Here is a 20,929-nt window from a genome sequence, read left to right as displayed (position 1 = left end):
GCTCATGGCCGAGCTTGCCGTGTGGGCGCCCGAGCGATCCCGGGTGCGCGCGCGCCTGGACGGCGGGCGGGAGGTCGACCTCACCCGGGGTGAAGACGGTTGGTGGCGGACAACGGCGTCCGTCACCGACTACTCGTTTCTGCTGGACGACGGCGACGAGCCGCTGCCCGACCCGCGCTCACCCTGGCAGCCGTACGGCGTGCACGGGCCCAGCCGGGTCTACGACCACGCCGCCTTCCCGTGGACCGACGCCGACTGGACCGGCCGCGCCCTGCCCGGCGGCGTGCTGTACGAGCTGCACGTCGGCACGTTCACGCCGGAGGGCACGTTCGACGCGGCGGTCACCCGGCTCGACCACCTCGTCGACCTGGGCGTCACCGCGGTCGAGCTGCTGCCGGTCAACGCGTTCAACGGCACGCACGGCTGGGGCTACGACGGCGTCTGCTGGTACGCGCCGCACGAGGTGTACGGCGGGCCGGACGGTCTCAAGCGCCTCGTCGACGCCTGCCACGCGCGCGGACTCGCCGTGATCGTCGACGCGGTGTACAACCACTTCGGCCCCTCCGGCGCGTACGCCCCGCGCTTCGCGCCCTACCTGGCCGAGGGCGGCAACAGCTGGGGCCGTTCGCTCAACCTCGACGGGCCGCACTCCGACGGCGTGCGGCGGTACGTGATCGACAGCGCGCTGGCGTGGCTGCGCGACTACCACGCCGACGGGCTGCGGCTGGACGCGGTGCACGCGCTGGTCGACCACCGGGCGGTACACCTGCTGGAAGAGCTGGCCGCCGAGGTGGACGCGCTCGCCGCGCACGCCGGACGCCCGCTCACGCTGATCGCCGAGTCGGACCTCAACGACCCGCGCCTGGTCACGCCCCGCGAGGCCGGTGGATACGGCCTGCACGCGCAGTGGGACGACGACGTGCACCACGCGCTGCATGCGCTGCTGACCGGGGAGCGGCAGGGCTACTACGCCGACTTCGGCTCGGCCGAGAGCGTGACGAAGGTCCTCACCAGCGCCTTCTTCCACGACGGCACCTGGTCGAGCTTCCGGCGGCGGACCCACGGGCGGCCGGTCGACCGGGCCAGGACGCCCGGACACCGCTTCGTCGCCTACCTCCAGAACCACGACCAGATCGGAAACCGGGCGACCGGTGACCGGATCAGCGACACGCTGAGCCCGGCCCTGCTCAAAGTCGGCGCGGTGCTGCTCTTCACCGCCCCGTTCACGCCGATGCTCTTCATGGGCGAGGAGTGGGGCGCGCGTACCCCGTGGCAGTTCTTCGCCAGCCACCCCGAGCCGGAGCTGGCCGCGGCGGTGGCCGGCGGGCGGCGCCAGGAGTTCGCCGCGCACGGCTGGCTGAGCGCGGACGTGCCGGATCCGCGGGACCCGCTGACGTTCTCCCGCTCCCGCCTCGACTGGGCCGAGCTGGACAAGCCGGCCCACCGCGAGCTGTACGACTTCCATCGCGCGCTGATCGCCCTGCGTAAGAGCCGCCCGGACCTCGCCGACCCGCGGCTGGACCGGGTCGAGGCGTGGCCGGGGGACCGGTCGCTGGTGATCCGCCGCGGGTCCACGGCGGTCGTCGCCAACCTCGCCCCGCGTCCCCAGCGGCTCTTGCTGCCGGCCGCCGCCCGTTCCGTCCTACTTGTCACGGACCCGGCCGTGTCGGTCGGCGGCGAGATCGCCGATCTCCCCGCGGAGTCGGCCGCCGTCATCGGGATCTGACACGGGGGAGCGGGGCATCCGCCCGGCGGGTGCCACCGGTATCCTCCAACGGTCCTCCCGGGCGTTCGATGTGGAGGAGTCATACGGAAGAGAGCGATGACCACACAGCACTCCACGCTGCCGGCTGTGCCCGCCGATCCCGCGGCGCCGGCCCCTGAGCGGGCGCCCGCCCGGCGGCGGTGGCGGCCCGACCTGATCACCACGGTCGGGGTGCTGGCGTTCGTGCTCTTCACGCTCGGCACGGTCGGCTCGCCCCTGTGGGGTGGCAAGGTGCTCGCCGGCACCGACGAGCTGGGGCTGCGCAGTCCGTACGCGGAGACCGGCTTCGCCGGCGTCCAGGTGCAGAACACCTTCATGGACGATACGACAAACGCCGTGATTCCGGACACGCTGCTCTTTTCCGGGCAGCTGAAGGACGGACACATCGCCGCGTGGAACCCGTACGTGGTCGGCGGCGTCCCGCTCGGCGCGATCCCCACGCTCGGTCTGGCCAACCCGCTCACCCTGCCGTACTACCTGCTGCCCGACTCGCTCGCGCCCGGGTACGTCAAGCTGCTGGAGACCGCGTTCTGCGGGATCATGATGTTCCTGTTCCTGCGGCGGCTGCGGCTCGGGCGGCCGGCGGCCGTGCTCGGCGGGCTCGTCTTCGCCAGCAGCGCGTTCATGATCATGTGGACCAACTGGCCGCACACCCGCACCGCCGCGTTCATCCCGGCGGTGTTCTGGGCCGCCGAGCGGTTCGTCCAGGAAAGACGGGTGCGCGACGCCGCGTTCATCAGCCTCGCGGTCGGCGGCATGCTGGCCGGCGGCTTCCCGGCGGTCACCGCGTTCACCCTGTTCACCGCCGCGCCGTACCTGCTGGTCCGGGCCCTCGCCGAGTACCCCGGGCAGGTGAAGCGGATCGTCGGGGTGGTCGCCGGCGCCGCCGCCGGCCTGGTGGGAGCGCTCGCGCTCGTCGCGTTCCAGCTCCTGCCGTTCAGCGCGACGATGTCGCGGGTGCTGATCGCCGGCCGCGACCAGCAGCCCGACGAGCACCTCTCGATCGCCAGCCTGATCACCACGCTCGCGCCCTGGGCACTGGGCACCGTCAAGGCCGGCGACCCGCCCGGCTGGTACCTGCCGGTCAACCTCGTCGAGTCGATGTCGTACATCGGTTCGGCCGGGCTCGTGCTGATCGTGGTCTCGGTCGCGGCGCCGTGGGTGGCCCGCGGGTTCCTGCCGCGCGGCACCTGGACGTTCCTCGTCGCGACGCTCGGCGTCTGGGCGGCCGTCCTCTACACCGCGGCCGGCTCCGGACTCGCCCACCACCTGCCGGTCTTCTCCAGCAACTTCGTGGGGCGCGCGCGCAGCGTCGTGTGGCTGCTGATCGCCGCGCTCGCGGCCGTCGGCCTGGAGATAATCCTGCGCCGCCGGCGGGAGGCCAGCGCCGTCGAGGGCCGGCGCCGCCTCCGCCTCGGGTACGCCGCCGGCGTGTGGGCCGCCTTCGGGGTGGCCGGAGTGTTGATCTTCCGCGAGGCGCGGCACGCCGCCTACGTGGCGCCCGCCGACTCGGCCGTGCGGGTCGAGCGGCTGCGCCAGGTCAACGACGAGGTGCTGACCGGCCTCGCCTTCCTCACCCTCGCCACGCTCGCGGTCGCGCTCGTGTGGTGGTCGGGCGGCCGCGGCGAGCCGGTGTGGGCCCGGGTGCGGGTCGGCGCGGCGGCCACGCTGCCGGTGCTCGCCGCCGTGCAGGCGCTCACGCTCACCGTGCCCTACCTGCCGCGGGTCGACAAGGACACGTACTTCCCGGTCACGGCCACCCACCGGTACCTGCTGGACCACCTGGGCCACGAGCGGTTCGCCGGCACCTCGCGGGCGATGATGCTCGGCGCCGACGCCAAGCTCCAGCTGCGGGCGCTGAGCGGACACCAGTTCGTCAACCTGCGCTTCTCCGAGCTGGTCCAGGGCATACCGACCCGGCAGTTCGCCTCGCCGACCTGGCTCGACCTGCCCGCGCTGCCCGACGTGGCGACAAGCCCGGTGCTCGACCGGCTCGGCGTGCGCTACTTCGTGGCCAGCCCGGCCGCGGTGGTCTTCGGCGAGCGTTCACCCGTGGTGGAGGGCGGCGGTGGCACGCCGGTCGCGCTGGGGTCCGCGCCGGTCCGGCTGACCACCGAGGGCGGGCTGCGGGCGGTGACGGTCACGCCGGTCGGCCCGCTGCCGCCGCGTACCCCCGCCGCCGCGATCGACATGGTGCTCAAGGACGCCAGTGGGAAGGAAGTGGGCCGGTCCCACCGGCTCGCGAGCGGGCTCGCCGACGGCAAGCCCTTCGACTTCCCGGTGGCGGCCGAGGGCGTGGCGGCGGGCACGGCGCTCACCGCGGAGTTCACCACCTCCGGGCTCGGCGGGCCGCTCAACGCCGCCACGGACGGCGACGGCACCCTCCGGGTCGGCACGGTCACCGCCCGCGACGACGGGCTGCGGCTCGTGGAGTCGACCCCCGCGGTCATTTACGAGCGGCTCAAGGCCGCGCCGCGGATCCGCTGGGCGAGCGAGGCGATCGTCGAGCCCGACGGCAACGCGCGGATCAACCGCGAGGCCAGCGGCACGCTCCGCCCCGACCAGGTCGTGCTCGACACGCCGGGGCCGGCGGCCGACGGCGCGCCGGCCGACCTGCGGATCGACGAGGACGGCACCGACTCGATCGAGGTGTCGGTTTCCGCGAAGGGTGCCGGCTACCTGGTCATCGCCGACGCGATCCAGGGCAGCTTCAAGGCCACCGTAGACGGGAAACCGGCCGACCTGGTGCCGGCCGACCACGGCCTCGCGGCCGTCGCCGTGCCGAGCGGCGACCACGTGGTGCGCGTCGAATATGCCGCGCCATACGATAATCTCGGCGGCTGGGTCTCTATGCTCATGGTCATCGCCCTCATCGTGGTGGCGGTGGCCGGGCGCGTCCGGGACCGCCGCCGTTCCACATCCGAGGGCATCGGCACCGCACGCCGGAGCCAGATTGTGACTAGTCGATGATTATCGAGCAGACGGTACGGACCGCCGAGGGGCGCCCCAGCATGGCACCAACGCCACCAGAGCCGGCCACGCTCGACGTGACCGTCGTCCTGCCCTGCTACAACGAGCAGACCCACGTCGTGGAGGAGCTCGAGCGGATCACCAAGGCGATGGACGCGAGCGGGTTCACCTACGAGCTGCTCGTCATCGACGACAAGTCGACGGACGACACGCTCGCCGTGCTCCGCGAGGCCGAGCCGCGCTTCCCGCACATGCGGCTGATGGCGTTCCAGCGCAACGGCGGCTCCGGCACCGCCCGCCGCATCGGCTCGCAGGAGGCCCGGGGCGGCATCGTGGTGTGGACCGACGCCGACATGTCCTACCCCAACGAGCGGATCCCCGAGCTCGTGCAGCACCTGATCGACAACGAGCACGTCGACCAGGTCGTCGGCGCGCGCACGTCCGAGCAGGGCAGCCACAAGGCGCTGCGGGTGCCGGCCAAGTGGGCGATCCGCAAGTTCGCCGAGCTGCTCGCCGGCACGAAGATCCCCGACCTCAACTCGGGGCTGCGCGCGTTCCGCAAGACCGTCGCGCTGCCCTACCTGCGGCTGCTGCCTCCCGGGTTCTCCTGCGTCACCACGATCACGCTGGCGTTCCTGTCCAACCAGCACCAGGTCGACTTCATGCCGATCGAGTACGCGAAGCGGTCCGGCACGAGCAAGTTCCACTTCGTGCGCGACGCCTACCGGTACATCCTCCAGGTGCTGCGCATGACCGTGTACTTCAACCCGATCAAGGTGCTGATGCCGCTCGCGCTCTTCCTCTTCGGGGTGGGCGTGGTCAAGGCGGTCGTCGACATCTTCCAGTACTACTTCCGCATCACCACCAACGCGATGCTGCTCATCGTCACCGGGCTCATCATCGCCGCGGTGGCGTTGCTGGCGGACCTCATCGTCCGATCCCGCGCCGACTGAGCGGGGCCGCGTCGTGCGTATCGCTATCGTGGGGCCGGCCCACCCGTACAAGGGCGGCATCGCCCAGTACACGACGGCGCTGGCCCACGAGCTGACCGCGGCCGGGCACGAGGTGCGGCTGGAGTCCTGGTCGCACCAGTACCCGAAGCTGCTCTACCCGGGGCAGCTGACGGTCAGCGAGCCGGAGCTGCCGCCGTTTCCGGGCACCCATCGCAAGCTGTCGTGGCGCCGGCCCGACTCCTGGTACGCGTGCGGCCGGCGGCTGCGCGGCTACGACGTGGTCGTGCTCGTCACCGCCACGCCGATCCAGATGCCGGCCTACCGGGGGATCCTCGCCGGGCTGGGGCGGCGCCGTAAGGCGCGGGTGATCGCCCAGTGCCACAACGTGCTGCCGCACGAGCGGCGCGCGACCGACGTGCGGCTCATGCGCGGCGTACTGTCCCGTGTGGACGGTGTGCTCGTGCACACGGCCGAGCAGGCGAAGATCGCCAAGTCGCTGACCGACAAGCCGGTCGTGGTCGAGCACATGGCGCCCATCGTGGTCGCCTCGCCGGCGTCGGCGGCCGCCGCGGACGGCGTCTTCAACCGGCTGCTGTTCTTCGGCATCGTGCGCCCCTACAAGGGCCTCGACGTGCTGCTGCGCGCCATGGCGGCCGGGCCCGACGAGGTGTCGCTGCGGGTCGCCGGCGAGTTCTGGGGCGGGCCCGAGGAGACCAAGCGGCTGATCGCCGAGCTGGGGCTGGAGTCCAGAGTGGAGCTTCGCCCCGGGTACGTCGACGCGGCCGACGTGCCGAGCCTCTTCGCCGACGTCGACGCGCTCGCGCTGCCGTACCGGGCGGCGACCGCCTCGCTCAACGCGTTCCTGGCGTTCGCGCACGAGCGGCCGGTGATCGCCACCCGCGTCGGCACGGTCGAGCAGGACGTGCGCGACGGCGTCGACGGTGTGCTCTGCGCGCCCGACGACGTGGAGTCGCTCGCCGACGCGCTCACCCGCTTCTACGCCGAGGGCGAGCCGCTGCGGCTGCGCCTGGGCGTGCGCCCCGTCGACACCGGGCCGGGCTGGCAGGCGTACTCCACGGCGCTGCTCTCGGCGGCCTCCGCGTGACCGCGTCCCCTTCGTCGGAAACCGTCGTGGCCGACCCCTCGGAACGACCGCCGAAACGCCGGCGCGGCCTCGGCATCTGGTTCAAGATCGGGTTTTTGGTCGTCGCGGCCGCCGCCGGCGTCTGGTACGTCGTGGCCAACTGGGACGAGACCGGCCCGGCCCTCCGCCAGATCGGCTGGGGCGCGGCGCTCGCCTCGGTGCCCCCGGTGGTCGGCGCCGGGATCGCCGGCATGCTCGCCTGGCGGCGGCTGCTCGCCGACCTCGGCCACCCGCTGCCGGTCGTGGCGGCCGGGCGGGTCTTCTACACCAGCCAGCTCGGCAAGTACCTGCCCGGCTCGGTCTGGACGTTCCTCGCGCAGGTCGAGCTCGCCAAGCAACTCAAGGTGCCGCGGGCGGTGTCGTTCGCGGTCAGCGTGCTCGCGCTCGTGCTGTCGCTCGCGGTCGGCCTGGGCATCGCGGTGGTCCTGCTGCCCTTCGGCGCGGGCGACGCGCTGCGCCAGTTCTGGTGGCTGTGGCTCATCCTGCCCGTGCTCGCCGCCGCGATCCACCCGGCGGTCACCACCTGGGGCATCAACCTGCTCTTCCGCATCCTGCGCCGGCCCCCGCTCACCGTGCGCCCCAGTGGCCGCGGCATGCTCGCCGCCTCCGGCTGGCAGGTCCTCAGCTGGTGCCTGATGGGCCTGCACTGCTTCATCCTGGTCCGCGCCGCCGGGGCCGAGGGCTGGTCGATCCTTCCCCTCGCGGTGGGCGGCTTCACGCTGGCGTACTGTGCGGGGGTGCTCTTCGTGCCGGCACCCGCCGGCGTCGGCGTGCGGGAGCTGGCGCTCGGCGCCGCCCTGGCCACCGCGATCTCACCGCAGGCGGCCGCGGCCGTCGTGCTCGTCTCCCGCCTCGCGCTCGCCGTCGTCGACATGGGCATGGCCGCGCTGAGCATCCACCGCACCCGGCACCACGAGGAGTCAACATGACAGAGGCGGCACCGCCCGGAGGAGCGGCCACCGCGCTCGCCAAGCGCGTGGCCGAGAGCGCGCTCTGGACCAGGGTCCGGCTCCAGCGCGCCATCGCCGCGCCGTCGTCCCAGCCGGCGCCCATGCCACCCACCGACGTACTGCGCTCGCGGGCCGAGTGGGAGCAGGCGGTCGCCGAGTGCCGGCGGCTGCGGCTGCCGCTGCACCACGACCGCCCGAAGAACTGGGACGCGCTCGGCGCCGTCGCCACGATCCTCGACCGGCTGGGCGGCGACGCCTCGGTGCTCGACGCCGGCAGCGCCCGCTACTCCTCGGTGCTCCCGTGGCTGCGCCTGTTCGGCCTCGAGGACCTGGTCGGTAACAACCTGGAGTTCGGTGAGGACGTGCGCCGCGACGGCGTCCTGTTCCGCTACGGCGACATCACCGGCACCGACTTCCCGGACGGCCGCTTCGACGCGGTGACCTGCATGAGCGTGATCGAGCACGGGGTGCCGCTCGAGCCGTTCCTGGCCGAGTCGGCGCGGATCATCCGCCCGGGCGGCCTGCTCGTCGTCTCCACCGACTACGACCAGGACCCGCCGGACACCAGCGACAAGACCGCGTACGGCGCGCAGGTGCACATCTTCTCCCCGGTGGAGATCAAGGAGTTCGTGGCCGTCGCGGAAAAGCACGGGCTGCGCCTGCTGGGCGAGCTCGCGCTGGAGCACGCCGAGCGCCCCGTGCACTGGAAGCGCGTCGGCATCGACTACACGTTCATCCGCCTGGCCTTCGTCCGCGACTGACGTCTCTCCGGGGCGCCGTCGATGCGGGTTTCGGTAGTCGGCCGGTTGGCGATCGTCTCGCTGGCGCCGGCGTTGACGCTCGTGCCGTCCGGCTGCTTCGCCACCGACGGCACGCCGCCGACACCCCCGCCGTCGGTGGCGTCCCGCGAGATCCGCGAGTTCGACTTCGCCAACGCGGAGTGGCTCGACACGTCGGTGAGCGAGACCGAGAAACTCCAGGACGGTGCCGCCCGGCGTAGCGAGGACACCGCGCTCAGCCCCATGTCTGGCGGTGGCTCGTGGAAGCTGCTCGACGGGGCGCAGTTCGCCGACGCCGACGGAGACGGTGACGAGGACGCCGCGGTCGGCCTGGCGACCTCCGGCGGGCAGTCCGCGAACGTCGGGTGGTACATCTGGCTGTGGCAGGGCGGCACCGCCGTCCAGCTGCGTCGGGCGATCGTGTCGACCACCCGGTGCGACCGCCCGATCGACGGGGTGACGGCGGTGGCCGGCGGGTTCGAGGTCCGGACGTTCGTCTTCCAGTCCAACGTGGACAACTGCGCCGGCGGCGGCGCCGTACCGGTCACGTTCGTGGCCGGCGTGCGAGACGGGTGGCCGGTGCGGATCAGGCCGGAGTTCGGCCCGCTCGCGACGTGCGATCCGAAGGCGCTGACCGTGCCGCTGCGACCCGGCGGGGAGGTCCAGCTACGCGTCGACACCGACGCGCGGGCGCCGATCGTCGAACCCGCTCAGCGGTACGACAGCCTGATGGTCAGCGAGCTCTCGGTTTCCCCCTACCTGACGGACGAGGAGAGGGGCGACTGGGTGCTGGCGAGGGCGGTGCGCGGCGACAAGGTGACCTGCGGCTACGCGCACGTGGATCAGGTGTTGGGCCCGGCCTAGCCCTGATATCGCTGCCAGAGCTCGACGAGATCCGTGCCGTCACTGTCGGTGACCAGGAGGCCGATAAGCCGGTCCTTCGCACTCGTCCAGACGACAGCCCGCTGTGTCGGGCTCCACTGGAACACGTGCAGGCCCGGCGGCGGATCGGCCTCGCCCCGCGCCTTCGTGGCCGGCCGCTGGGCGGCCAGGTAGCGGCCGCGGACCGTGTCGAAGTCGGCCTGCTTGTCGAACTCGGCGAACATCGCCGTCAGGTTGCCGCCGTTGTGGCAGTGGATGCTCTTCGACGGGGTGATCGCCTCGCCGAGACCGGCCGGGAAGCGGCCGGTGACGGCCGTGTCGCCGGAGCCGCTGCGGCATTCCGCCCAGCTCGGATAGTCGTCCCAGGGCGCGACGAAGTCTTCCATCGCGAACAGCGCCAGCTCCCCGGGAGTCTTCGGCAGCCCGGCGAAGGGATTGCCGGACGACGGGCCGGCGCCGGGCGATCCCCGGTCGCCGAGCTGGCTCAGCGCGACACCGGCGACCGGGATCGCCACCAGGATCACCAGCGCACCGGCCACGAGTCCGGCACGCCGCCGGACGCCGCGCCGGGGCGCGGGTCGGGAGACGCCGCCGCGCGGCCCGCGGAGCGCCCGCGCGACCCGATGGTCGACGCCTGGACGTCCCGCGAGCAGCTCGCGGACCTGGGGGTGGGCCGGCCAGCGACGCAGTGCGCTCGCGAGGCTGGACGCCGCCTGCCCGGTCCGGCCGCCCATCCAGTCCGCGACGCCGGCCAGGAGCTCGCGATCGCCAGCTCGCGCGCTGAGGACCAGGACGCTCTCGATCGTCTCGTCGAGCAGATCCCAGTGCTCACCCCGCTCGGCGTGGTCGGCCACGACCAGCAGCCACGGCAGCGCCCCGGGCCCGGCCGCCGCCGCGGCGTCCTCCACCGGCCCCGCCCGCAGCAGGCGAACCATCTCCGCGGCGGTCGCCGGATCGGCCGCGACCGCCGCGCGCGTGCGCTCGTCGCCAAGGCCGAGCAGGCTCTCCTCGAGGATCTGGGCGTTTTCCCCCGACTGGGCGGCCAGCCGGAGCAGCGCCGCCGGCGCACCGGGGTCGCCGTCCCGTGCCTTCGCGAGCAGCTGGGCGCCGCGGTCGGCGACGGCGTCCGGGCTGTCCAGCTCGCCGTCCACCAGAGCGAGCAGGTCGTCGACGCTCGCGACGCGGTCGTGGCTGTCGTGCCGGGTCGCCGCCTTGACCACGGCCCGCCACGGCCCGCCGGCGGGCAGCAACGGGATGTTGGCGTGCGGCAGGCTGCCGGTGAGCGCCCAGCCGATGATCTGCCCGATGCTGTAGATGTCGGCCTGCGGGCCGGCGGCGTGTGCGTCGACGGCGAGCTCGGGCGCGGCGAAGCCCTCCGTGCCGAACGCGGTGCCGGTGCGGGTCCGGCGCGCGTCGGTTGTCTGCCCGCGCGGGCGGCGACCCAAGCCCCAGTCGGCGACGACCCAGCGGCCGTCGAGCCGCAGGAGGTTGTCCGGCTTGAGATCCCGATGGATCCAGCCCTGCTGGTGCGGCAGGCGCAACGCCTCGCAGATGGCACCCACGAGGTCACGCAGGGCCTCGGTCTGGGACAGGTCGGCCGCCAGGGTGAGCGCGGTCGCCTCGGCCAGCGGCATGACGAACCAGTCGAAGGCGGGACTGTGATCCAGCACCGGCATGACGTGTGGATGGTCGCCGAAGAGCTCGGCCGCCTCGATCTCCCGCCGCATGCGCGCGACCACGTCCGGGTGCCGCCCGTCCAGGCGCTTGAACGCCACCCGGCGGCCGCTCGGCTTGTGGGTGGCGGCGAAGACCGTCGCCTGGCCGCCGGTCGCGATCGGCCGTGGATCGAGCGCGTAGTCCCTGCGGTCGCCGGACGCGAGGGGCAGGGTCGCCGCGCTGTCGAAGCTCAAACCTCGCTCCTGCGAGATGGGAAACCGTGCGATGGGCGGCGCCATCATCGCACGGTCCCGGGCGGCCTAGCGGACCGCGTCGATGCGGGCCATCTCCTCGTCGGTGAGCGCGAAGCCGAACACGTCGAAGTTGTCCCGGACCCGCTCCGGCGTCGCCGACTTCGGGATCACCACGATCTCGCGCTGGATGTGCCAGCGCAGGATGACCTGGGTCACCGCCACCCCGTGCGCGGCCGCCACCTCGGCGAACACCGGATCGCGCAGATCGCTGCGGCGGAACGGGCTGTAGCCCTCCACCACCACGCCGCGCTCGCGGTGCTCGGCCAGCAGCCGGGCGTCGTGGAGCGCAGGGCTGTACGGGATCTGGTTGACCGCCGGCGTCACACCCGTCGCCTTCGTCAGCTCGTCGATCTGGGCGATGGAGTAGTTGCTCACCCCGATCGCGCGGGTCAGCCCGTCCTCCCGCGCCGCCACGAACTCGCGCCACGTCTGCGGGCGGGCCGACCCGTTCGGCGGCCAGTGCACGAGCCACAGGTCGAGCTGGTCCACGCCGAGCGCCTTCAGGCTCGCCTCGATCGTCTCCCGCTCGCGGCCGGCCCGCTCGGCCGGCAGCTTCGTGGTGACGAACACCTCCCCGCGCGGCACGCCACTGTCGTGCAGTGCCCGACCGACCTCGCTCTCGTTGCGGTACATGGTGGCGGTGTCCAGATGCCGGTAGCCGGTCTCCAGCGCGACCCGCACCGGCTCGTACGCCTTCCTTCCGGGCAGCTGCCAGGTGCCGAAGCCGAGCAGCGGCATCTCCGGGCCGTCACCGACGCTCACCGTGGGTTGTGTCATGCCACCCAACCTACCCACGCCGGCCGTGCCGCTCCGCCGGCTCACCGCACTGGGCTGGCAGACTTGGGCGGTGCTGGTCGTCCACGGTCTCTACCTGCCCACCGGCCACCTCGGCCTCTGGGCGGAAGACTCCACCGTGCGCGCCCGGCGGTCGCGCAAGCACCCCTTCGCCGCGCCCGCCGAGGCGGTGGCCGCCGCGCTCGGTGACGCCGCGGCACGTGAGCGAGCTTGCGAGCGAACCATTGGACTCAGTGATGGCCAACGCGACGGGTCGCACCACCAGACGGCCGTTGCACGCCACGCGACCGCCACGCTCCAGCTGCCCACGGCGGGCGGCCGCCCGCTCGACTCACCCGAGCTCGTGCGCACCGACCCGCCGCGCCGGGGGAGCGCCGCCGTGGCTCTCGCCCCCTGGCTCGTACCCACGCTGGAGCTGGATCCCGACGCGGCGCTGTCGCTGCTGCGCGGGCTGGACGACCGCGTGGCTCACGGCTCTTCGCTGCGGCACGCGGCGGAGGTCGCCGCCTTCGCCGCGGACCTGGTGCGGCGCGGCCGGGTGCTGCCGGCGGTGGCCGAGGGCGCGGCCGCGTGGCGGCCGGTGCTGACCGGCGCCGACGCCGCGTGGGCCCGCGCGCTCGCCGCCGCGCTGCCACCCTCCGGCCGGGCGGCCGGAGGAAACCCCGCGACCCTCCTCGGGGTCACCCTCGACGCGCTGGTCGACGCCGCGGCGCGGGCGGCATTGGATGGGGTACGCATCGCCGGGGGCCGTGGCACGACGTCAGGCGCGTGGCTGGGGGCACTGTCGGGCCGTGAGCGCCGGGTCGACGCTGCCGCGTCCGAGCTGGCCACGCTCGCCGGCGCCGTGGCCGAGTGGCAGCGCGACGCGGCCGGGGGCGCGGTGCGGGCCTGCTTCCGCCTCGTCGAGCCGGACGAGGAAGAGGTACAGGACTGGCGCGTCGACTTCTCGCTGCAAGCCGCCGACGAGCCGAGCCTGGTCATCGACGCCGACAAGGTGTGGCGCTCGCGCGGCGCCCTCCGCGCCCTCGCGCGCCACCTCGACGCTCCACAGGAGACACTCCTCACCGAGCTGGGCCGCGCCAGCCGGCTCTGGCCCGAGCTGGACGACGCCCTCCGCACCGCCAAACCGTCCACATTGGGCCTCGACGTCACCGGAGCGCACCGCTTCCTGCGCGAGGGGGCGCCGCTGCTGCACGCGGCCGGGTTCGGCGTGCTGCTGCCCACGTGGTGGGGCCGCCCCGGTTCGCGGCTCGGCGCCAAGCTCCGCGCCCGCGGCAGCCGCACCGCGCCCGGCACGGTCGCCTCCACCAGCTCGGTCGGCATGCGCTCCCTCGTCGACTACCAGTGGGAGCTGGCGCTCGGTGACGAGCCACTGTCCGAAAAGGAGCTGCGCGAGCTGGCCAAGCTCAAGACCCCACTGGTCCGCCTGCGCGGGCAGTGGGTCGAGCTCGACGCCAAGCACCTGGCCGCCGGTCTCAAGCTGCTCAAGTCGGGCGGCGAGATGAGCGTGGGCGAGCTGCTCCACCTAGGACTGTCCATGGAGGACGACCCGGACGCCCTCCCGATCCAGGCGGTGACGGCCGATGGTCCGCTGGGCGACCTGCTCGCAGGCGAGGCCGAGCGCCACCTGGCCCCGATCGACCCGCCACCGACCTTCGCCGGCACGCTACGCCCATACCAGAAGCGCGGCCTGGCCTGGCTGACGTTCCTCCAGTCCCTAGGCCTGGGCGGCATATTGGCGGACGACATGGGCTTAGGTAAATGCATAAGTGGTGACATGTCTGTATTTGTCAATGGGCAGCTTATCACCGCCGAGCGGCTGTGGGCCGAGTGTGCCGGGCCGTCCGAGTCGGACGGAGAAGGGGAGTGGGCGGCACCCACACGGCCCCTGATCGTCAACGCGCTCTCCGGGGGGCCATTCCCGGGCCCGATGGTGGAGGCCCCGGTGCGCCGCCTCTACCGCCAGCAGGTCAGCGAACGGCTACGGCGGATCCGGCTCGACGACGGCAGCGAGGTCCTGATCACCCGGCGACACAAGCTCCTCGGCACGCACGGCTGGACCAACGACATCAATGTCGGCGACCGGCTCTGCGTGCCGGCGCGGCTGGTCTGGCGGGGCGAGCCGGTCGACCCCGACCTCACGACGCTGCTGGCGTGGCAGATCAGCGAAGGCTACGAGGTGCGCAGCGGTGCCCTGTACATCTCGCAGAAGGACACCGCGGTCCTCGAAAGGGTGCGTCGGGCCGCGCTCGATTGGGGAACTCGACTGGGCGTCCGGATCAACCAACCCTCGCTCGCTCGTAACACCCGGGGATACGGCGTCCTCGGCATCCGTAGCGTGGCGTACATGCGCTATCTGGAGGAGCGCGGATACCGGTGGGGCCAGCGGTCGGCGGGCAAGGCGATTCCGGACTTCGTCGTCGCCGCCGATGACGCGACCATCGCCCTGTTCCTGCGGGAGTACTTCACGGCGGAGGGTTCCGTCGTCCCGTCGATGCGGATGGTGGAGATCAGCTCGGCCTCGCCGGTGATCATGCGGCAGCTCTCCACGATGCTGCGCCGTTTCGGCATCTGGCTGCGCTTCACCGTGAAGCACAAGCGGGCGACTAACGGCGCGGGGATCCTCCGCCCGTACCACGTGGGCGTCATCGGCGGGCCGTCCCTGCGCCTCTTCCAGGAGCACATCGGCTTCTCCGATCCGGTCAAGACGGCCAAGCTGGCGAAGCTCTGCGCCAAGCCCGCCAACACGAACGTCGAGGGAGTGCCGGCGGCCGACATCCTCTCGTACGCGAAGGCGGTCACCGGCCTGCCCGCGCGGCACTTCGGCGTCGGCACGGTCTACTTCGTCGGCAGCCAGGAAACGTCGCGGGCGACCTCGGCCCTCGCGGTGGCGGGGATGGACCGGATCATCTCGGGAGAGGCCGCCGCGGAGTACGCCGCCCGCCCGCACACCAAGTGGACAGCGGCGGTGACCGAGGCCTACCGGCACCTGGATCTGGACGGGCTGGGCGACCTTCGCGACGCGCTCGCCTGGCGGGCGGGTAGCGAGGTGCACTTCGCGGAGGTGGTGTCGGTCGAGGACGTGGACCACACCGGGTGGGTGTACGACTTCGAGGTCGCCCAGCACCACAACTTCGTCGCCGGCGGCATGCTGTGCCACAACACCGTGCAGTTGCTCGCCTTGATGGCCGGCGACGAGGCGGAGGTGGGGCCGACGTTGCTTGTGTGTCCTATGTCGCTGGTCGGCAACTGGGAGCGGGAGGCGGCGAAGTTCGCGCCCGGGTTGCGGGTGCACGTGCACCACGGTGCGGAGCGGGCGCGCGGGGCGGAGTTCGCGGCGGCGGTGCGGGAGGCGGACGTCGTCGTCACCACGTACTCGGTGGCGGCGCGCGACGCCGAGGCCCTGGGTGAGATCGCGTGGCACCGGGTCGTCGTTGACGAGGCGCAGGCGATCAAGAACGCCGCCACCCGGCAGGCGGCCGCCGTGCGCGCGCTGCCGGCGCGGCACCGGGTGGCCGTCACGGGTACACCGGTGGAAAACCGCCTCGCCGACCTCTGGTCCATCATGGACTTCGCCAACCCGGGGCTGTTGGGCGCGGCGGCGGCGTTCAAGAAGAAGTACGCCGAGCCGGTCGAGCGGCACGGTGACGAGGAGGCGGCGCGGCGGCTGCGGCGGATCACCGGGCCGTTCGTGCTGCGGCGCCTCAAGACCGACAAGACGATCATCTCGGACCTGCCCGACAAGCTGGAGATGGAGGTGCTCTGCAACCTGACCGGCGAGCAGGCGTCCCTGTACCAGGCGGTCGTGGACGACATGATCGAGAAGATCGAGCGGAGCGACGGCATCGAGCGGCGCGGCCTGGTCCTCGCCACGATGAGCAAGCTCAAGCAGGTGTGCAACCACCCGGCGCAGTTCCTGCACGACGACACCCGGCTCGCCGGCCGCTCGGGCAAGCTGGCCCGCCTGGAGGAGATCCTCGAGGAGGTGCTCGCGGCGGGGGAGCGGGCGCTGCTGTTCACGCAGTACGCCGAGTTCGGCGGGATGCTCCGCGCGCACCTGTCCGCCCGCTACGGCCGCGAGGTGCTCTTCCTCCACGGTGGAGTGTCGAAGAAGGACCGTGACGGGATGGTCGGCCGCTTCCAGGGTCCGGGCGGGCCGCCGCTGTTCGTGCTCTCGCTCAAGGCGGGCGGCACCGGCCTCACGCTGACCGCGGCCAACCACGTGGTGCACGTCGACCGCTGGTGGAACCCGGCCGTCGAGGACCAGGCGACCGACCGGGCGTTCCGGATCGGGCAGCGGCGGGCGGTGCAGGTGCGCAAGTTCGTGTGCGCCGGCACCGTCGAGGAGAAGATCGCCGACATGATCCGGGAAAAGCGGGGGCTGGCCGCGAAGATCGTGGGCACCGGCGAGCAGTGGCTCACCGAGCTGTCCACATCGGATCTGCGGCGGCTCTTCGCGCTGGAGGCCGGGGCGGTGGTCGAATGAACTTCCAGCGGTTCGGGCGCACCCGCGAGGTCGAGGGCGGGCTCAAGGCGCGCAGCGCCCGCGGCGCGATCGGTGAGTCGTGGTGGTCCCGCCGATTCCTGGCGGTGCTGGAGTCGTTCGCGATCGGCAGCCGGCTGACCCGCGGCCGCTCGTACGCGCGCAAGGGCCAGGTCCTCTCCCTCGCCGTGGCGCCCGGCGAGGTGACCGCGTCGGTGCAGGGCTCGCGCGAGCAGCCGTACCGGGTGACGATCGGCCTGGAGCGCTTTTCCGCCGCGGTGTGGGCGCGCGCCGAGGAGGTGCTGGCCGGCCAGGCCATCTACAGCGCGCGCCTGCTGGCCGGCGACGTGCCGCCCGACCTGGAGGAGCTCTTCGCCGGGCTGGGCGCGCCCCTGTTCCCCCAGCGGGTGGCCGACCTGCGGATGCGCTGCACGTGCCCCGACCACGCGGTGCCGTGCAAGCACCTGGCGGCGACGTTCTACCTGCTGGCCGAGGAGTTCGACGAGGACCCGTTCCAGATCCTGCACTGGCGCGGCCGCGCCCGCGAAGACCTGCTGTCGCGCCTGCGCCTGCTCCGTGGCGGCGGCGTCGAGGGCACGCGGCGCTCCGACCGCGGCGTCGAGGGCACGCGGCGCTCCGACCGCGCCCGCCCGCCGGCGCCGGTGGGTGCCGCCGCCGCGCTGGCCGAGGTGGCCGACCCGCCGCTGGAGGACGCGGTCGACCGTTTCTGGCTGCCGCCCCAGCCGCTGCCCGCACGGCCGCCGACGCTGGAGACCGAGCCCGACCTGCTGCTGCGCCAGCTCCCGACCCCGGGGCCCGCGCTGGGCGGCGCCGGCCTGGTCGCCCGCCTGCGCCCGGCATACGAAGCCTTCGCCGAGTCCCCGCCGCCGTAGCCGTGGGCGGCGACCGTGGCGAAGCGAGCCCGGCTGCGCCCGGCTTACGAGGCCTTCGCCGAGTCCCCGCCGCCGTAGCCGTGGGCGGCGACCGCGGCGAAGCGAGCCCGGCTGCGCGCCGGCTATGAGATTCTCACAGGTGGCGCACAGAAACGGCCAAGGACGGGCACAGGCGCGCTCGCCAGCATAGGAGCGTGATCAGCGTGAACGCGAGGACGGCCGGGCCCGAGCTGCGCCGGCCGGATGGCGAGCCCGTGCGGGTGCTCGTCGTGGACGACGAGGCCACGCTCACCGACCTGCTCTCGATGGCCCTGCGCTACGAGGGGTGGCAGGTGCGCAGCGCCGCCAACGGGATGGCGGCCGTGCGGGTGGCGAAGGAGTTCGAGCCGGACGCGGTCGTGCTCGACATCATGCTGCCCGACCTCGACGGCCTGGAGGTGCTGCGGCGGCTGCGTGGCGTGCGGCCCGACGTTCCGGTGCTCTTCCTGACCGCGCGCGACGCGGTCGAGGACCGGGTGGCGGGGTTGACCGCGGGCGGCGACGACTACGTGACCAAGCCGTTCAGCCTGGAGGAGGTCGTGGCGCGGCTGCGCGCGCTGATGCGGCGGGCCGGGGTGGGCACGACGCGCGACGACGCCGTGCTCGTCGTGGGCGACCTCAGCCTCGACGAGGACAGCCACGAGGTGCGGCGGGGCGGCGACCTGGTGTCGTTGACCGCGACCGAGTTCGAGCTGCTGCGCTACCTGATGCGCAACCCGCGCCGGGTGTTGAGCAAGGCGCAGATCCTCGACCGGGTGTGGCACTACGACTTCGGCGGGCAGGCGAACGTGGTCGAGCTGTACATCTCGTACCTGCGCAAGAAGATCGACGCCGGCCGCCCACCCATGATCCACACGTTGCGCGGGGCGGGATATGTCCTCAAGCCGGCCGAATAGCCGGCCGAAAAGGCCGAACAGCCGGCCCAGCGCCCGGCCCAGCACCTGGTCGCTGCGGGCGCGCCTGCTCGCGGCGATCATCGCGCTGCTCGCCATCGTCGGGCTGCTGATCGGGGTCGCGACCACGTTCGCGGTGCGGGCCTACCTCATCGAGCAGGTCGACGGGCAGGTCGTCGACGTTGGCCACCGGCCGCCGCCGCGAGGCAAGGATCTCACCACGCCCGGCCTGCCGCCCGACTCGGTCCGCGCGATCGTCCTCGACGGCGCGGTCGACCGGGGGGCCCGGGTGGACCCCGACGCCTACGGCGAGGTCCCGCTGACCGCCGCCCAGGAGACCGCGCTGGTCACGGTGCCGACGGACCGCCGCATCCACACCGTCGAGCTGCCCGACCTCGGCGACTACCGGGTCCTGGCCATCGCGACCCCGGACGGCACGGTCGTCACCGCCATCCCGCTGGCCACCGTGAACGACACCGTGCTGCGGCTCGTCGGCATCGAGGTGGCCGTCGTCGGGGCGGGCGTGTGCCTCGCGGTGGCGGTCGGCGCGCTCATCATCGGTGGCGCGCTGCGACCGTTGCGCCGGGTCGCGGCCACCGCGGGGCGGGTCGCGGAGCTGCCGCTCGACCGCGGTGAGGTGGCGCTGTCCGTGCGCGTGCCCGAGGCGGACACCGACCCGCGCACCGAGGTGGGCCAGGTGGGCGCGGCGCTCAACCGCATGCTCGGCCACGTCGCCGCCGCGCTGGCCGCGCGGCAGGCCAGCGAGACGCGGGTACGGCAGTTCGTCGCGGACGCCAGCCACGAGCTGCGCACCCCCCTCGCCGCGATCCGGGGGTACGCGGAAGTGACCCGCCGCGGCCGGGAAGAGGTGCCGCCGGACGTGGCGCACGCGCTGCGGCGCGTCGAGTCGGAGTCGGCGCGGATGACCACGCTCGTCGACGACCTGCTGCTGCTCGCCCGCCTCGACTCGGGCCGTCCACTAGAGACGGAGCCGGTGGACCTGTCCCGGCTGCTGGTCGACGCGGTCAGCGACGCGCACGTGGCCGGCCCGGAGCACAAGTGGCGGCTCGACCTGCCCGAGGAGGCGCTCACCGTGCCCGGCGACGCGGCCCGCCTGCACCAGGTGGTCGCCAACCTGCTCGCCAACGCGCGTACGCACACCCCGCCGGGTACCGAGGTGACCGTCGCCCTGCGCGCCGCCGCCGGCGACGGTGCGGTGCTCACCGTGCTGGACACCGGGCCGGGGATCGCGCCGGACCTCCAGGCGGACGTGTTCGAACGCTTCGCGCGCGGCGACACCTCCCGCTCCCGCGCGGCCGGCAGCACCGGGCTGGGGCTCGCGATCGTGGCCGCCGTCGTGGAGGCGCACCACGGCACCGTCGAGGTGTCGAGCCGGCCGGGGCGCACAGAGTTCACCGTGCGGCTGCCCGGTTCACCGTGAAGCGCGGACCTTCAGGCGGGCGACGCGGTGCTCGCCGCCAAGCTCGCGGCGTGAGAAGGGCGGCGGGCGGCCGGCACCACCAGCGGGGTGCCCGTCTCCGGGTCGGCGACCACGCGGCAGGCCAGGCCGAACACCTCGCCCACGAGCGTCGCGTCGACGATGTCGCCGGGCGCGCCCTCGGCCACGACGCGGCCGTCGCGCATCGCGATCAGGTGCGTGGCGTACCGGCAGGCCTGGTTGAGGTCGTGCAGCACCGCGACGAGCGTGCGGCCGCCGGTCTCCTGGAGGTCGGCGCACAGGTCGAGCACCTCGACCTGGTGGGTGATGTCGAGAAACGTGGTGGGCTCGTCCAGCAGCAGGATGCCGGTCTGCTGGGCGAGCGCCATCGCCAGCCACACCCGCTGCCGCTGGCCGCCGGAGAGCTCGTCGACGAGGCGGTCGGCGAGGTCGGTGACGCCGGTGGCGGCCATCGACTCGCGCACCACCCGCTCGTCTTCGCGCGACCACTGCCGCAGCAGCCGCTGGTGCGGAAAGCGACCGCGGGCCACGAGGTCGGTCACCGTGATGCCGTCGGGCGCGATCGACGTCTGGGGGAGCAGGCCGAGGCGGCGGGCGACCTCTTTGGACGGATACGACGTGATGGCCTTGCCGTCGAGGTGGACCGCGCCGGTGCGGGGGCGGAGCATGCGGGAGAGGGCGCGCAGGAGCGTCGACTTGCCGCAGGCGTTGGGACCGACGATCACCGTGAACGAGTTGTCCGGGATCGTCACGCTCAGTCCTTCGGCGACGACCCGCTGGTCGTACGCGAGCGTGAGCCCCTCACCGGAGAGCCTCACCGACACCGAATCACCCCCAAGTTTGGTGAGCCTAACATAACCCGCTGACCTGGCCTGTCGCGGAATCGACGCACCTCTTTGGGGGGTCAGCCCCACATTGCTAACGTCTCCGTCGGAGCGTGGGCTTGGGGGAAAT

Annotated in this window: 14 protein-coding genes and 1 pseudogene; 12 read left to right on the top strand and 3 right to left on the bottom strand. The window is 73.1% G+C overall.

The features are described from left to right. Nucleotides 1-4 precede the first annotated feature (4 nt). The 7 genes from treZ (at nucleotide 5) to AC5L36_RS10680 (ending at nucleotide 9,425) form a co-directional block, all read left to right on the top strand. Entirely contained in the window at nucleotides 5-1,726 is a 1,722-nt protein-coding gene (gene treZ / locus AC5L36_RS10710) for a malto-oligosyltrehalose trehalohydrolase (RefSeq protein ID WP_441214805.1), read from the top strand. A 96-nt stretch (nucleotides 1,727-1,822) separates the two neighbouring features. Beyond that, the gene (locus AC5L36_RS10705; RefSeq protein ID WP_441214804.1) at nucleotides 1,823-4,735 is read left to right on the top strand and encodes a hypothetical protein; all 2,913 of its coding nucleotides are present in this window, start codon (nucleotides 1,823-1,825) and stop codon (nucleotides 4,733-4,735) included. Then, nucleotides 4,732-5,688, top strand: coding sequence for a glycosyltransferase family 2 protein (locus AC5L36_RS10700; RefSeq protein WP_441214803.1), 957 nt, complete (start codon nucleotides 4,732-4,734; stop codon nucleotides 5,686-5,688). Before AC5L36_RS10705 ends, AC5L36_RS10700 begins: the two co-directional genes overlap by 4 nt. Nucleotides 5,689-5,701: 13 nt before the next feature. Continuing rightward, nucleotides 5,702-6,793, top strand: a complete 1,092-nt coding sequence (locus AC5L36_RS10695) for a glycosyltransferase (RefSeq protein WP_441214802.1) — start codon at nucleotides 5,702-5,704, stop codon at nucleotides 6,791-6,793. Nucleotides 6,794-6,819: 26 nt separating this feature from the next. Beyond that, entirely contained in the window at nucleotides 6,820-7,761 is a 942-nt protein-coding gene (locus AC5L36_RS10690; protein ID WP_441214801.1) for a lysylphosphatidylglycerol synthase transmembrane domain-containing protein, read from the top strand. After that, the gene (locus AC5L36_RS10685; protein WP_441214800.1) at nucleotides 7,758-8,543 is read left to right on the top strand and encodes a class I SAM-dependent methyltransferase; all 786 of its coding nucleotides are present in this window, start codon (nucleotides 7,758-7,760) and stop codon (nucleotides 8,541-8,543) included. Before AC5L36_RS10690 ends, AC5L36_RS10685 begins: the two co-directional genes overlap by 4 nt. Before the next feature lie 21 nt (nucleotides 8,544-8,564). Next, nucleotides 8,565-9,425, top strand: coding sequence for a hypothetical protein (locus AC5L36_RS10680; protein WP_441214799.1), 861 nt, complete (start codon nucleotides 8,565-8,567; stop codon nucleotides 9,423-9,425). Here AC5L36_RS10680 and AC5L36_RS10675 read toward each other — a convergent pair. Beyond that, nucleotides 9,422-11,353 carry a protein kinase domain-containing protein gene (locus tag AC5L36_RS10675; RefSeq protein WP_441214798.1) on the bottom strand — a complete coding sequence of 644 codons (1,932 nt, stop codon included), beginning with the start codon at nucleotides 11,351-11,353 and terminating at the stop codon, nucleotides 9,422-9,424. The genes AC5L36_RS10680 and AC5L36_RS10675 overlap by 4 nt on opposite strands. Before the next feature lie 66 nt (nucleotides 11,354-11,419). Beyond that, nucleotides 11,420-12,190, bottom strand: coding sequence for an aldo/keto reductase (locus AC5L36_RS10670; RefSeq protein ID WP_441214797.1), 771 nt, complete (start codon nucleotides 12,188-12,190; stop codon nucleotides 11,420-11,422). A 94-nt stretch (nucleotides 12,191-12,284) separates the two neighbouring features. Here AC5L36_RS10670 and AC5L36_RS10665 point away from each other — a divergent pair. The 5 genes and pseudogenes from AC5L36_RS10665 to AC5L36_RS10645 form a co-directional block, all read left to right on the top strand. Then, a pseudogene (locus tag AC5L36_RS10665) lies at nucleotides 12,285-13,976 on the top strand (SNF2 helicase-associated domain-containing protein); the annotation flags it as partial. Continuing rightward, a complete protein-coding gene (locus AC5L36_RS10660) occupies nucleotides 13,956-16,694 on the top strand; it encodes an SNF2-related protein (RefSeq protein ID WP_441214955.1) in 2,739 nt (912 codons plus the stop codon). The pseudogene AC5L36_RS10665 and the gene AC5L36_RS10660, both read left to right, overlap by 21 nt. Beyond that, nucleotides 16,691-17,584 (top strand): SWIM zinc finger family protein, encoded by an 894-nt coding sequence (locus AC5L36_RS10655; RefSeq protein WP_441214796.1) that lies wholly within the window; start codon nucleotides 16,691-16,693, stop codon nucleotides 17,582-17,584. The genes AC5L36_RS10660 and AC5L36_RS10655 overlap by 4 nt, the downstream gene beginning before the upstream one ends. 203 nt (nucleotides 17,585-17,787) lie before the next feature. Further along, nucleotides 17,788-18,519 carry a response regulator transcription factor gene (locus tag AC5L36_RS10650; protein WP_441214795.1) on the top strand — a complete coding sequence of 244 codons (732 nt, stop codon included), beginning with the start codon at nucleotides 17,788-17,790 and terminating at the stop codon, nucleotides 18,517-18,519. Beyond that, nucleotides 18,497-19,957, top strand: a complete 1,461-nt coding sequence (locus tag AC5L36_RS10645; protein WP_441214794.1) for a HAMP domain-containing sensor histidine kinase — start codon at nucleotides 18,497-18,499, stop codon at nucleotides 19,955-19,957. Before AC5L36_RS10650 ends, AC5L36_RS10645 begins: the two co-directional genes overlap by 23 nt. Before the next feature lie 11 nt (nucleotides 19,958-19,968). On the opposite strand, the gene AC5L36_RS10640 is transcribed toward AC5L36_RS10645, so the two are convergent. Beyond that, nucleotides 19,969-20,799 (bottom strand): ABC transporter ATP-binding protein, encoded by an 831-nt coding sequence (locus AC5L36_RS10640; protein WP_441214793.1) that lies wholly within the window; start codon nucleotides 20,797-20,799, stop codon nucleotides 19,969-19,971. Nucleotides 20,800-20,929: the final 130 nt, after the last annotated feature.

Source organism: Phytohabitans sp. LZ39 (assembly GCF_059359075.1).
This window is presented reverse-complemented; position numbering and strand designations above follow the sequence as displayed.